Genomic DNA, 13,538 nt, shown 5'->3' on the forward strand with positions numbered 1-13,538 from the left:
GATGTCGAGGCGTGCTGGCCCAGCTGGCCCGACAGGCGGGGTTGGCGCCCATCTGCTCGGCGACGGCGACGGTGACGGCACGCCCGCCCGTCAAGTGGTCCTTCTTCGTGCTCGACGGCGAGGACGCTTGGGTGCTGCGCACGCCGGGCGGCTGCTCGCTGTTGGTCATTCGCCGCGGGCCTCCACGCCGTTGACCGTGACGTCGAACGTGAGGGTGTCCTCGTCGACACCGTCGACCTGATCGGTGCCGATTCGCAGGTACTCGCGAACGTCGTACTCGGTGTCCCCCGCGTCGCGGCCGTCCTCCGGGGTCACGTCGAAGCTGCCGCTGATGGTGAACCGGACCCGATGGCGCGGGTCGTATGGATCGAGGTCGAAATGGGCGAGGAACTTGTCGAGCCCGTCCCGGCAGATGTCGCCGTCGCGGTGCCGGTCGATGGCGTAGGACCGGATCTCCGCGAGCCGGCGCACATGCAACCGCCGCTGCTCGTCGAGCTCTTCGGCCAGAGCGCGGGCGCGGTCGGCAGCGGTGTGCTGGGCCGCCAAGGCCCAGGCGACGGCCTGCTGCGCCAACCCGAGCGCGGTGGCGGGGTCGATCACCGGTACGGCGGCGACGTCGGCGCGAAGGCTGCGGGCGTGTCCGTCCACCAGGACACGGACCGTGCCCGTCACGGCGGGCTGAGCCAGGACGACGGCGTTCTCCCGGCGGTCGGTGTGGACGATGGTGACCGCCTGGCCGGGCGACACGGCGAGCGCGGCGAGCGGCTCCGAATGCCGGTGCGGGTGCGCAGTGAGGGCGAGTTGCGCGCTGGGGCGGCCGGAAGCCACGACACACTGCTGCATGGTGTTGGTCATGACGTTGCCTTTCGGGAGGAACAGCGGCCCGGTGGGTCGCCAGGACGCGGGATCGGAGATTCGCGCCGAACGGCGCGAGATGGGGGTTCGCGGGCTGGCCGCGTCGTCTGAGCTCGGCGGCGCTCGGCGCCGGGTACGGCTCGGCGATGACGCCGGGCCCGCGGTGGGGTGGCGTCACAGGGGGATGCCGTTGACGCTGACCGTCGGCGACGGATCGGTCAGCCGCAGGATCGCGTTCGGCGGCACGCTGGCGCGCTCGCCGGTGATGTAGTCGATGACCCACCACCCGTCGCGGCCCTGCCACACCGCGGCGATCGTGAGCGTCGTGCCGTCGAAAGCGACCACGTCATCGCCGGCGCGCAACTCGTGCACCGCTTGCAGACGGACCCCGTCGGCGGGCCGGACCACCCACGGCGCGACCGCGTCCGCGAGGGGACTGCTTGCGTGGAGTTGGGCGCCGTAGGCGACACCGATGCGGGTGTGCGTGATCGACGTGACGGTGGCAAGTAGCCATACCGTGCGGGCGTTGACGTGCACGGCCTGCCCGAGGTGCAGGTCGGCGGGCGGGACGACGGCGGCGCGGGGAGCGAACAGCTCGGTCATGCCGGACTCCTTTGTGAATGGGCTGGGAATCCGGGCACGGCGGGTGGCCGTGCCCGGTGTGCGCAGGGGATGCGCGTGTGCAGGCCGGGCGACGGCCTAGGAACGGAATGGTGGACGGCCGATCAGTGGCCGGTCAGCGATGTGCGGCGCTGGCGATCTCGACGCGCAACGCGCAGATGGCGGCGTCGAGGGCGTCGCCGGCGGTGTCGAACAAGGCCGCTTGGGCGCCGCCGTCGCGGTACAGCGGGAAGTTGATCCGGCGGGTGCGGTTGTGGACCCGCACCCGCCATTCGCGGCATCCGCCGGTGGGTGGGATCAGGTAGGCGATCGCGTCGACGCCGGCCTGTCCCGGGGCCGGTTCGACGTCGAGGGTGTGGAGAGCGCCGTCGACGTGCTGACGGGCGACCGCGTGCCAGCCGTCGGGCATCCGGCCGTGAACCGCCGACATCGCTCGGTGGACCTGGCATGCGCTGGCGGCGATGCGCCGCTGGTTGGCGGCCGCACGCCGGCGGTGGTCGCGTTCGGCGAAACTGACCCAGTCGCCGTGCTCGGGATCGAGCACGAGGTAGATGGCACACGGGCTGCACCACGGGTGGCCGCCGCGGACCGTGTCGCTGGGCGTCCCGCACCGCTGGCACACCGGCATCGGCTCGCGCCGTCTGGTGGTGCTTGCAGGTTCACCGGTCACGTGGGCCTGCCGGGGACCGGTCGGCCGCGTCGCAGTCGCGGACGTGGTCGGTGATGAGGTCGGTCTGACGGCCGCCGATGGCGGCGCCGCAGCCGAGGCACGACCAGCTGCCGGCGTGGTCGCGCAGCAGGTTGGCCAGGTGCTCGTCGGTAGGCCACGTGTCGAGGCAGCCGTCCTCGGTGAGGTCGAGGTCGGTGTCGGTGCGACGGACCTCGAAGCTGCGGCCACCGTCGTCCCAGACGAGTTCGGTCAGGTGCAGGTCGATGCCGTCGATCGTGCGGGCGCCGCGGTCGATGCGGCGGATAACTCTGCTCATCAGCGCTCCCTTGGTCGTGGGCCTGGTCAGGCCCAGGCTCGGAAGGTGACGGTGGTGACGGCCGGGCCGCCGCCCCACGGGGTGCAGCAGCCCGGCGGCGGCCCCGAACTGGTCGGACCAGGTGGCGGGCAGCCTGCCGGTGTCGTGGACGACGTCCCAGGCGTCGTACGCCTCGGTGGGCCCGTCGCCCCAGCTGAGCCCTCCGGTTTCGTATGCGTCGATGCCTTCGTCGCCGTTGTCGAAGCGGTGCCGGGTGACGTCGCGGTGTCCCAGTGAGCGGGCGAACCGATCGAACAGCTGGATCAGTTCGGTTTCGGCGGCCTGCCGCAGGGTTGCGGCGCGTGCGGTCAGCGCCTCCTCGGTCCAGGTGTCTTCGGAATAGGGCACCTGGTCGTCGATCCACCCGTGGTCGAGCAGGACGCGTAGGTCGGCGATGGTGGCTTCGCGGCACAGCTGGCGGATCGTGTCGGTGGCGGCGGTGCGGTTGATGGTGTGTCCGGTGGGCAGGTACAGGCTGCGCAGGGCCATGTCGGCGCCCATGTGATCGCCTCCTCTTGCAGCGTGCGTCGATGGGTGGGTAGGAAGAGCCGGGCCGGGTCGAGTCCGGCAGCCTGGTGGGTGGGTCAGGTGTTGTGGGCGGTGTTGCGGGCGGCGCGCCGGTTGCGGTGCCGGACCGCCGGGCGGACGCCGTGCGAGAGCGGCTCGCCGTCGCGGGCGGGGTCGTAGTGCTCGATTCCGCTGCCGCGCTGCTTCGCGGTGTACATGGCCCGGTCGGCCTGGCCGAGGGCGGTGTGCGGGTCACCGCCGGGGGTGCGGCAGATGCCGATACTGACGCGCATCGGCCGCGTGATCGTGTCGATCGTGACGGGCAGCGCGACCGCGGCGGCCAGAGACCAGGCGAGGGTGTGGGGGTCCCGCGGCGTGACGACGATGAACTCGTCGCCGCCGAGGCGGGCGACGAGTTCGCCGGGTTCGGCGGCGTGGACGAGCCGTTCGGCGAGTGCGGCGAGGTACAGGTCGCCGCCGTCGTGGGTGTGGGCGGTGTTGATGTCGTGCATGCCGTCGACGTCGATGAGGGCGACGGTCACGTCGGTGCCGGCGGCGTCGAAGAGGTGCCGTTCCGCGACGCGGCGGACCGCGAGCCCGGTGACGGGGTCCATGTCCGCGACCGCGAGGTCCTTCGCCAGCTCGGCGATGCGGTCCGTGGCGCGCACGGCGATGTGGTTGTAGCCGGCCAGCAGGAGCGCCTGCAGGGCGATGCCGAGCGCAGCGATGACGCCCGCCAACTCGCCGCGGTCGGTGACCAGTAGGCAGACAACGACGGACTGGACGAGCGTCGTGGCGGCGATCGCGATCCAGCGCATGGCCGTCACCAATGGAGCGAGGTGCATGAAGGAGCCTCCTTCCGGGGATGGGTTGAGGCTGCAAGCGCCGGCAGGCGAACCGGATCCGACCGGTTCGCCTGTGCGGGTGGGTGCTGTGGGGTTTAGCGGGTGCGGAGCGCGACGAGGATGTCGCGGTTGTTGAGCGCGGTGATGCGTCGGTTGGCTTCGGCCAGGTAGGCCATGCGGGTGGCGTACAAGTCGCTGGTGGCCGCCAGGTGGGTGCCGTCGAGGCAGAGCAGGCTGTCGCCGGGGACGGCGCAGAGCCAGCCGAAGTGGGCGTAGGCGTGCGCGCCGGTCTGGAATGCCTCCAGGTGGCTGGTGGGCAGATCCATGATCCTGTTCGGCAGTGCGTTGTAGGTGAGCATGTTCGCGAGGCGGGGTTGGGCGAGGTAGTGCTGCTGGGCCTTGGCGATCGGGTACTTGGCCGGGTCGGCGCGGTGCCGTTCGAGGAAGGTCCAGTAGGGCTGGGCGGGCCGGGTGCCGGCGACGACCTGGTTCCAGATGTGCCAGCGGTACCAGTAGGTCCGCCGGGCGGCGGCGCGCATGGCGTCGAGGTCGAGGAGGCGGACGGGTCCGCCGGCGGCGGTGTCCTTCCAAGGCTGCAGAAGGCTTCCACGGCGAAGGCGGGTGTTGACGATGAAGTGCCCGGCGCTGCCGAGACTGGTCAGCCGCGTGGCCGCGAGGCAGGTTGCGGCGGTGGTGGCCAGCTGGTCGGTGGGGGTGCCGTTGGGCAGGCACACGATGGTCAGGGACGTGTTGGGCACGAGTTCCTCCTCAAGGCGTTTGCGATGTGGGGATGGGCATGCCGAAGTCGGCTTCCCGGTGGGAAGGAAGGTGAGGGCTTGACCGCGACGCGGTCAGCAGCGCGCGGGAGATCCCGCGGCGGGCGCCTGAAGGCGCGTGGTGGTGCTGTGGGGTGGGCGGGGCGCCGACGGGCGGGGCAGGCCGACCGGCCGAATGGCGGGTGGGCGGTTGCGACCGCGGTCGTGGGCGGCGTGGCCCGGATGGTGGTGCTTGGGGGGTTTCAATGAATGAGCCCTTACCGTAGCCGTGTCACCCAACAGTCCACCGGCCGTGCGGATCGGCCGGAAACCCCTGCTGACCTACACTGTTGAGTACGGCCGCTCGCCTGACGGTGCTGGCGGTCAAGGCCACTGTTGGGTTGGCGCGGCGCGCTGTTGGCCAACGCCAACGGCCACCGGGTGTCTGTTGGGTAACCGACGTGACTTCGCGGGCCCACGTCGCCGCACTCGGCGCATTTCCTCGCACTCGCCATCGCGGTCCGGCGCACCGCGCAGCGTGCGCGTAACGGCGGCAGGTTGGCCCGGTTCCTGCGGGTCGGCGCCGCCCTCGAACTCGCCGACGCCCAGCTCGATGATCATGGCGGCTTCCCAGCCGCCTGCGGCGGTGTTCGGCCGCGTCGCGGTGTCCCGCCGAACGGCAGGGACCTCGGGCCCGTCTCCTGCCGTGCGCTGGGAGACGGGCCCGAGGTCGGTTGAACGTGACGAGAGCAGCCACCGGTCGGCTGGGCCGCTGCCGGGACGTCAGGCGGCGGAGCCGAGGACCAACCGGAGCGGGTGGTCGGCGGGCTGCGCCGGCCCAGGAGCGAGTGGGCCGGGCTGGCCGTGGCTGCTGGGCAGGTCGGCCAGGGTGAGCCGGTGGCGGCCGTTGCCGGCCAGCCGCCACACTGGGCCGGCCAGATCGAGCCCGGACTCCGGCGAGGTTGTGGCGACAACGAGGCTCGGTTCGGGCCGGTCGGTGAGCTTGCGGTGCAGGTTCTGCTCCCGCAGCCGGCTGGGCAGGACGAACACGATCGGGTACTGCGGACCGCCCTCGGCGCGCAGCTTCCGGTGGGAGGCCAACTTGTCGATCAACCGACCGATCGGCTCGGTGCCGCGATCGAGCTCGATGAAGAATCCCGTTTCCTCGTTGCCGTCGGTCCAGACGCCGTGGCCGTCGGGTTTGATCCGGTGGCCGAACGCCGCCGCCGTGGTGCGTTCGGACCACCAGCGGGTCAGCGCCGCGCCGGGATGACGGCGGGCGTGCACGAGCAGGGAGACGAAGACGTCGTTGACCGCGAGGATGTGTTCCAGGGTTGGGCTGGAGTAGACCCGATCCTGGCGTTCCCGCAGGGCCCTGGCCGTGGGCGGGCTGTCGTCGCGGGCCAGCGCCGTGTACCGGGAGGAGAGCAGGCCGGGCAGCCAGCAGACCGGGTTGGGTGCGCCGGGCCGGTTGCGGATGAACCGGTCGATGAAGCCGAGCCGGCGCAGCAGCTGCAGGCGGTGACGGCAGGTGGTGGGGTTGGCGAACAGGATCGAGGTCAGGTGCTCGGTGGTCAGGGTGGTGTGCTCGTCGAGGAGTGAGGCGATGGTGTAGTCGCGAGGTCGCAGGCGGTGGGAGATGTCGATGAGGGTGTGGGTGGAGGTTCGACGCAGGTCGGTCGTGCGAAGCACGACCAGGGGCGTGTCCCCCGTCGAGAGTTCCCCCTCGGGGATGTGTCGGGATTCGGTGTGAGCGGACATGACGGCTCCTAGCTGGGCTGTTGGGTGGATGGGGTCGGCCTGGCCCCGGCAGTACGGCGCCCGGGTGTCGGCCGGGTCGGTGGCTGTTGCGGCGACCGGGTCTGGGCCGAGTGGGCAGACCCTGACCGGACTGATCGCCTCAGAGAGGCTTCGATCTGGCTACACGCCAGTGGCAGGCGTACGCTCGCGGTGTCCCTCAGCGGCTCCCCCCGTGGCCGCTGAGGGACGTTGCGTTCCGCCATGCCTTGCGCGGAGACCGCGCCCCCGAGCAGTTGAGGTCCCCGATCGACTGCCAGCACGTTCGTTGCTTGGCGTGGCTGTTACGCATCGTCCTGTTGGGTGGCTGTTGGGTTGCCCGGATCGGGGTCATCGCCGTCCGGTGGGTCGGCCACCCCGCCGAGTTGGGCGATCGCCGTCCGGTTCCCGGACGGGCCGGATACGGCCGCGGCGGCCTGCCGAACCGCCGTCGCCTCCCCGACCAGCGCCCGTGGCGGGTTGGTGCGCAGGGTGAACGCCGCGGTCTCGCGGCTGTTGACGACCAGCCGGCACGCCGCCCGGTAGGCGTCCAGATGGGACAGGTCGTGCTCGTCCAGCTCGGGCATCGTGTGCCGGGCCAACTGGTGGGCATCCTCCGGAGCGCAGGAGAAGAACACCTTGTTGCGCGCGTTCGCGGAGATGGCCAGCTGCGTCTCCCGCGGCATCTGCGACAAATTTTGATGGGCCAAAACGAGGCCGAAGTGATAACCGCGGGCCTCGGCGAGCATGTCGCCCACCGAGCCGGGCAGGTTCAGGAAGTTGTGCGCCTCGTCGATGTAGGCGAAGGAGTCCCGGCGCTGTGGTTCGGGTAGCCGGGCCCGGCCGGTTGCGGTCTGCCAGGCGGAGGCGAGGACGAAGCTGCCCATCAGTCGAGCGGTCTCCTCACCGATCTGCCCTTTCGGCAGCCGGGCGAGCAGGATGCCGCCGTCAAGGACGCGGCGCATGTCGAAGCTCGACTGCGGCGCGCCGAGGGTGCGGCGGACGAAGTCACGCAGAAGGAAAGCGCGCAGCCGGGAGAGCACCGGGCCGATGACCTGAGCCCGCAGCGGTGGCGGGGTTGACTCGAACCACTCCCAGTAGCCGCGCAAGCCCTCGGGGTCGTCGAGGTCCCGGGTGAAGGCGTACCGGAACTGCTTGTCGTTGAGCAGCGGCGGGATCAGCGTCAGCGTGGCGTTGGCCTTGCGCAACAGAGTCAGGCACGCCACGCGGAGCGTGTCATCGATCCGCGGCCCCCAGTGCTTGGCGAAGATCCGCCCGAAAATCGAGACGATGTTGTCCACCACCAGGTCGTGATCGGCGCCCTGCAAGGGGTTGAGGGTGGTCCCGGCGGGCTGATCCGGGTCGATGATCGCCAGCCGTTTGGCGTGGCTGGTCGGGATCCGGTCGAGCAGGTCGAGGACCAAGTCGCCCTTGGGGTCGATGACGACAACGCCGCGGCGGGCGTGGATGTCGTCGAGGATCATGTTCAGTAGCAGGGTGCTCTTGCCGGAGCCGGTGGAGCCGAGCACGTGCAGGTGCTGGCGCGCGTCGGCGACGTTCACGGCGACGGAGTGGCCACCGACGTCTGCCTTGCCGAGCACCTTCGTGCCGCGCCCGCCGGAGGCGACGGCGACGGGCGCGGGCATCGGCTTGGCGCGGGCCCGGTCCAGACCCGGCACGGCAATGTCCTGCGGCAGCGCCGCAATCGTGGCCAGCTCGGCGGCCGAAAGCAGGAACCCGCGGCGCAGCAACCGGGCGGCCAGGACCCGGGCCGGATGCTTGATGGTCAGCCGACGTAGCCGGTTGCGGCCGGTCCAGGACCCGAACGCCGAGGCGATGCCGTGGGCGAGGGTGACCAGCCGTGGCCTGAGGTCGGCGGGGTCGCTGCCGCGGGGGTTGGTGTGCGCGACGCCGAAGCGCAGCGCGACCTCCCACTGGGTGCCGGCGAGCTTGTCGACGCCGGCGCGGCCGTCGCGTTCGCGCTGCGGGTCGGTGCCGGTAACCGGGGTGTGGCGTGCGGCCGGATAGGTGCGCCGGCCCGTGCTGAACAGCTCCAGGCCGAGGTCGAGAGCGACCCGCAGCCAGGTGGCGGGGTCGAGCAGGTCGCGCGGCGGCCGGCCGGTGCGCAGGCCCTGCACGCCCCGTCGCACTCGCCGGATCTGTCGGTTGGTGGCGGGCCGGGCGAGGACCTGCACGCAGGCCGACTCGGCGGCGTGCAGCCCGGACGCGGCGGCGATCAGGGTGCGCATCGGGTCGTTGTCGTGGTCGGTCTGCAGGGGGTACCAGGCCGGCAGGGTGGGGGCGAGCGCGCCGCCGACGTCGAGCGCGCCTGGTGGGAGCGGCGGGTCGGCGTCGGTGACGGTGCACGCGGCACCGGGCCAGGCGCCGCGGATCGCGGCCTGGATCGGGCCGTGCTGGATGGTGCGCGGCACCCAGACCGCGATGGTCAGTTCCCGGCCGCTCCACCGGTACTCGACGGCGATGTGGGCCCGGCCGTCCCGCAGGCGGCGCCGCCAGCCGGTGTGCAGGATTTCGGCGAGGGTGGCCCAGACGGTGGCACCACCGGCGGGGTCGACCTCCGGCGGCGGCGACACGGTGATCAGCTGCGCGTGCCGGGCCATCCGGCGGTGCCGGCGGGCGGCCACGACGATGCACGCGGCGTAGCCAGCAGCGAGGAGTAGGACGGCGACGAGCGCGAGCCAGGGCCGGTCCCGGCACCACCCGCCAGCGGCGGTGATGGTGTCGAGCAGCCATTGCGAGGGGCCGGGCAGCGGCGGTGCCGACGGTGTCGGCGGTGGGGTCGGAGGTGGGGTCGGAGGTGGTGTGGGCGTGGGAGCGAGCGGGGGGATGAGCGCGACAACGGTGCTGATCACGATTGTGCCCTTCAGAAAGACGAAAAGGGCCGTGGGCCGCCATTGCTGGCGGCCCACGGCCCTCGGGTGGTTTGGTCAGGTCACGGCCGGTTCAGGCCGTGTCGGTGTTGTCGGGGTACTAGCACTCCAAACGCACGCAGTCCGCCGGGACTCCGCGTCCTGGACTACCCCGCAACAGTCTTTCAGTGTTGGAGTGCGTGGGACACGGTGAGCTCGCTCCGTCGCCGCGCAGTCCGCGCTATACGCGGGAACGGTCGGCTTCGGTCATCCAGCCGGACCGGAGGAGTGAAGGACGGGGGTACATCGGTGGTCAGGTACCAATGCGCGCCAGTAAGCACGGCCTGCATCGATCGCTTCTGCCTCAGCTGGCGGGATCCGTCATTTGAATCCGGCACAACGCCGCCTGCGCTCCCGTCACCTTCAGCCGATTCGCGAAGTCCCTTAGGTTCACCTTGCTGAAGCTGGGAAGCTCGAGCGGGACGGCCTTGTTCTTGCGCACACCGATGCCGTACACGACAACCTGTGGCGCGGCCTCGGCAGCCGCCTTCAAACTCGGGTCCCGATTCTCGACCTCGCGGAGGAACTGTTCGCGATATTTGTCGTCTCTCCGGAGCGAGAGCGCCGACACCAGCCCCTGGGAGAACAGGTGGCTGAGCGTCTGACTCCTCTCGAAGCGTTTGACGTGCAGAAGGTAGCCGCTCTCGTGGAAGACGTCGCAGGCCTCGATCTCGTCGCCGTCCTCCGACCTGATGTCGACCGTGTCCAAGACCACGGACCGTCCAGGTGTTGATGTGCTGAGGAGGCCGTTGTAGTCGCCCTCTCCCTGGCTCGCGATCCAGGACGGTGGCTTCAATGACCCGGTCAGGTCCTCAATACGGCGCAGGTCTTCGTCGAGTTTCCTGGTGTATGACTCCAGCAGTGAGAACCATCTGCCGAGCGTGAGGATGTAGCGCTTGTCGGCGTCGCCGGCCTCGTAGATCAGCCAGTGCCGCAGCGGCAGGTATGGGCTACGCGGTTCGCCGTCGGCGTCGAATGCCATGAGCTTGATGCCGTCGAGGGAGCGAGCCGTGAGGCGCCCCTTCAGTTCGGAGATCGCCTGCCGGACACCCTCGACGGTTGTCGCGGGAAGCTCCACGCTGCGCTCTCCGCGGTAGACGAAGATCTTGTCGATCTCGTCCGTGGTCAACGCGTCCGGGTACGAGAACTCGAGAAGATGTTCCTGGAGATCGGACAGCACGTCGTCGCCGGCGGCGTAGCCCCGCAGGCTGGCGAAGAGTGACTCGGCCAGGCGGCGGTCGAGCTCGGCCGTGCGTTCACTCTTGGCGCGTAGAGGCTCCAAGGAGTCGACGAACTTCAAGCCCTCCGCCGCGGTCTTCTGCTCGACCTCCGCCAGCATGGCGGCGAGAGTCTCCTGCACCTTGGACAGGTCGGTTCGTGCGCGGAAGGATATGGCGTCCGTGGCCGCTACGGCGTCCACGTCGTCGAACTGTGCGCCGTCCCCCTCTTCGAGGGTTCCGGCCAGTCGCCGGACAAACTCACCCTCCAGCGTCACATCGAGGTCCTTGATGTCACCTCCCATCGGTATCTGGATCGCCTGCGTTCGGTTGGATGCACCGACGCGACGGCTCCTGAACTCGCGCAGAGTCTTGGGGCTCATCCGGCGCGCCGCGAAGCGGAGCCCGAAGTTCGCCTCTACCGCGCTCCACTCCAGTGTCGAACTGCCGTAGCCGAAGCACACGGCGAAGTGCCGCCCTGCGACCGGTAGGATGATCACAAAGCGGTTTGACAGATTCTGGACCCGCTTCAAGTCCGGAAATAACGGTGCCAATGCCTTCGCCCACGGTGGCACCTTCTGCTTAGGCTCGCTGAAGTAGCCGATGGTGCCGTCCGGAGCAGCTGAACTCGGCGCCACCGCGTTCATCGGGGTACGGCCCTTCGGCCGGTACGGTGCGCGCAGCGCGTGCTCGGGCGTCTCGAGATCCGGGCGGAGCAGGTAGCAGTTGAAGCGGAGCTTCGGGGGAAGGTCTGCGGGTACCGCCTCGGTGGTCATGTCTTGGTGCTATCACGAAACTGCGTGCGGCAGCATCGATGATGTTGCCTTCTGTCACTTTCCCGACGCAGGCCGTGCCGTAACGGTTTTGGCGGACGCTGGCTCTCGGACAGGGGCTATCGCGGAGGCCGATATGGCCATGCCGGCAGCCATCCTTCAACGTCGGCCTGCAGACGGCGGGGGGAGGCGGCAGCTGGTGTCGCAGCAACGTACCTGCTAGTCAGCGCGCCTACTGCCGCGATTCGGGACGGTAAACCGCCGCGTGATCAGGTGCACTCTTCTGCGTTGAGCACGTACTCGTCGGAGCCCGACCGACCGACGACGGCTACCCACCCGTGACCGTCACTCCAGAACTGGTCGGCGCTCTGCTACCGGCCAGTTCTGAAAATGACCTTGTACCGGCTCGGAGAGTTAGCCTGTACACCGACAGGCGTGTGGTAGTTCACTCGTCGTCGGGCAGCTCCAGGTCACCTATACACAGCCGGTGCTCCTTTTTGGAGGCCACAGCCTGGAAACTCACCCTGTGGGTGCCCGACATCAGCAGGCCTTCGCCGCGGCGGGCGCCGAGCAGTAGCCGGGCTTCGCCTGCGGTCAGGCCGAACACGTCGGCGACGATGTCGATCGCCTGTGGTGCTTGCCGTAGCAGGATCTGGGTGGCGGCGTTGGCGATGACGACCTGTCCGAGGTCGGAGCCGAGCAGGTCCCCGACGTCCTGGGTGATGACGGCCAGCCCGGCGCGTCGCTTGCGGGCGGACTTCGCGAGGCGGGAGAGGAACTTGGCGCCCTCGCCGTCGCGTAGCAGGGTCCAGGCCTCGTCGACGACGACCAGCCGCCGGGGTGTGTGCGCCGACCGGATGGCCGGGGTGTCCACCTCGCGCCAGATCGCGTCCAGCGCGAGGAGCATGCCGGGGGCGCGGAGTTCGTCGGCGAGCTGCCGCGTGGACCAGCACACCAGCTGCCCCGTGGGGACGGTTGTGGTGGGCCCGTCGAAGAGGTCCTTGAATGACCCGGTGGTCCACGGGGTGAGCCGCGCCGCGAGGGTGTCGGCGGCTTCCGTGTGCTGGGCGGTGAGCGCGGCGGCGACGTCGCGCAGCAGGGGTGCCTGCCGGCGCCAGGTGTCGGGGTCGTTGGAGATTCCGGCCTGGTCGTAGGCGTCGTTGATCGCCTTATCGAGGGCGGCCCGCTCCGACGGCGGCGGCTGCTGCCCCAACAGCACCGAGATCAGCGTGTGCAGGAACAGGGCACGGTAGGTGCGGGCCTGGGGCCGGCGGTCTCCGGGTGGGATGTCGAGCGGGTTGAGCCGTACCCCGCCGGCGCCGAGCGCGATGGTGACGCCGCCGACGGCGTCGGCGAGGCGGATGTACTCGTTGTCGGGGTCGATCACCGCCACGTGCACCGCGTCGGCCAGGGAGCGGAGCACTTCGAGCTTGACGAAGTAGCTCTTGCCGGCACCGGATCTGGCGAGGACGACGCTGTTGGCGTTGTGTTGCGCCCACCGGTCCCACCACACGATGCCGTTGCTGTCGGGGTTGAGGCCGTAGAGCATGCCGCCGGTGGCGCCGGGCTCACCGGGCAGCGGCGCCGGCAGATCCGACGAGGCGAGCGGGAACGCCGACGCGATCGCGTCGGTGTCCATCACCCGGCGCATGCCGAGCCCATCGGTCGCGAGGGGCAGCGTCGCGGTCCAGCCCTGCAGCTGCCGCCAGGTTGCCGGTTGCGTGTCCAACAGCACGGAGGCGGCGGTGGCCCGCACATGCGCGACCGCCTCGTCGAGCTCGTCCAGTGTGGTGGCGTGCACGCACAGGTACAGGCCAACCCGGAACAGCTTCGACTGGCCGCGGGCGATCCGGTCGGCCAACTCGGCGGCGTCGTCGGCGGCGGCCTCGGTGATCGGGTCGACGAGGCGGCCCTTCTCCGCGTCGGTGCGCCTGTTGGACTCCAACCTGGCCCGCTGTTTGCGCAGCCGGGCGGCGGCGATCTGCGGCGCCAGGGGGTCGATGTAGACGACGACGTCGAGCCGGCCCGGCCAGGCCAGCAGCGGGTCCAGCCAGGCCGGGCCGACTTCGGCGGGGTAGCCGGTCACGATCAGCGTGGCTGCGTACCCGTCACCGACCCGTAGGTAGCGGGGGGTGTGTTCGATCGCGGCCGGGCCCAGAACGGCGGCGAGCCCGGCCGAATCGGCCGGGCTCGCGTCAGTGGTGGTCGGGTTTCGCCGTTTCAGTAGGGGCATG

Annotated in this window: 10 protein-coding genes; all 10 read right to left on the minus strand. The window is 70.4% G+C overall.

What is annotated here, in order from left to right:
* Positions 1-165: 165 nt before the first annotated feature.
* Positions 166-855, minus strand: coding sequence for a hypothetical protein (locus tag GKC29_RS14875; protein ID WP_155331402.1), 690 nt, complete (start codon positions 853-855; stop codon positions 166-168).
* 174 nt (positions 856-1,029) lie between these two features.
* On the minus strand, positions 1,030-1,458 hold the full coding sequence (locus tag GKC29_RS14880) for a hypothetical protein (RefSeq protein WP_155331403.1): 429 nt from the start codon (positions 1,456-1,458) through the stop codon (positions 1,030-1,032).
* Positions 1,459-1,591: 133 nt separating this feature from the next.
* Positions 1,592-2,020 carry a hypothetical protein gene (locus tag GKC29_RS14885; protein ID WP_155331404.1) on the minus strand — a complete coding sequence of 143 codons (429 nt, stop codon included), beginning with the start codon at positions 2,018-2,020 and terminating at the stop codon, positions 1,592-1,594.
* A gap of 115 nt (positions 2,021-2,135) precedes the next feature.
* The gene (locus GKC29_RS14890) at positions 2,136-3,002 is read right to left on the minus strand and encodes a hypothetical protein (RefSeq protein WP_155331405.1); all 867 of its coding nucleotides are present in this window, start codon (positions 3,000-3,002) and stop codon (positions 2,136-2,138) included.
* A gap of 83 nt (positions 3,003-3,085) precedes the next feature.
* Positions 3,086-3,853 carry a GGDEF domain-containing protein gene (locus tag GKC29_RS14895; RefSeq protein WP_155331406.1) on the minus strand — a complete coding sequence of 256 codons (768 nt, stop codon included), beginning with the start codon at positions 3,851-3,853 and terminating at the stop codon, positions 3,086-3,088.
* A 95-nt stretch (positions 3,854-3,948) separates the two neighbouring features.
* Entirely contained in the window at positions 3,949-4,611 is a 663-nt protein-coding gene (locus GKC29_RS14900; RefSeq protein ID WP_155331407.1) for a hypothetical protein, read from the minus strand.
* A gap of 780 nt (positions 4,612-5,391) precedes the next feature.
* Positions 5,392-6,369 (minus strand): replication-relaxation family protein, encoded by a 978-nt coding sequence (locus GKC29_RS14905; RefSeq protein ID WP_155331408.1) that lies wholly within the window; start codon positions 6,367-6,369, stop codon positions 5,392-5,394.
* A 320-nt stretch (positions 6,370-6,689) separates the two neighbouring features.
* Positions 6,690-9,257, minus strand: a complete 2,568-nt coding sequence (locus tag GKC29_RS14910; protein ID WP_230689040.1) for a helicase HerA domain-containing protein — start codon at positions 9,255-9,257, stop codon at positions 6,690-6,692.
* Between the two features lie 361 nt (positions 9,258-9,618).
* Positions 9,619-11,307, minus strand: a complete 1,689-nt coding sequence (locus GKC29_RS14915; RefSeq protein ID WP_155331409.1) for a DUF6119 family protein — start codon at positions 11,305-11,307, stop codon at positions 9,619-9,621.
* A 442-nt stretch (positions 11,308-11,749) separates the two neighbouring features.
* Positions 11,750-13,537: a VirB4 family type IV secretion system protein gene (locus GKC29_RS14920; protein ID WP_155331410.1), complete on the minus strand. Its 1,788-nt coding sequence runs from the start codon at positions 13,535-13,537 to the stop codon at positions 11,750-11,752.
* Between the last annotated feature and the right edge of the window lies 1 nt (position 13,538).

This window comes from Micromonospora sp. WMMC415, assembly GCF_009707425.1.
Lineage (GTDB): Bacteria > Actinomycetota > Actinomycetes > Mycobacteriales > Micromonosporaceae > Micromonospora.

Coding starts and splice junctions, on each gene's coding strand:
- GKC29_RS14875 (WP_155331402.1), bottom strand. CDS start 855: ATGACCAACACCATGCAGCAGTGTGTCGTGGCTTCCGGCCGCCCCAGC.
- GKC29_RS14880 (WP_155331403.1), bottom strand. CDS start 1,458: ATGACCGAGCTGTTCGCTCCCCGCGCCGCCGTCGTCCCGCCCGCCGAC.
- GKC29_RS14890 (WP_155331405.1), bottom strand. CDS start 3,002: ATGGGCGCCGACATGGCCCTGCGCAGCCTGTACCTGCCCACCGGACAC.
- GKC29_RS14895 (WP_155331406.1), bottom strand. CDS start 3,853: ATGCACCTCGCTCCATTGGTGACGGCCATGCGCTGGATCGCGATCGCC.
- GKC29_RS14905 (WP_155331408.1), bottom strand. CDS start 6,369: ATGTCCGCTCACACCGAATCCCGACACATCCCCGAGGGGGAACTCTCG.
- GKC29_RS14915 (WP_155331409.1), bottom strand. CDS start 11,307: ATGACCACCGAGGCGGTACCCGCAGACCTTCCCCCGAAGCTCCGCTTC.
- GKC29_RS14920 (WP_155331410.1), bottom strand. CDS start 13,537: ATGCCCCTACTGAAACGGCGAAACCCGACCACCACTGACGCGAGCCCG.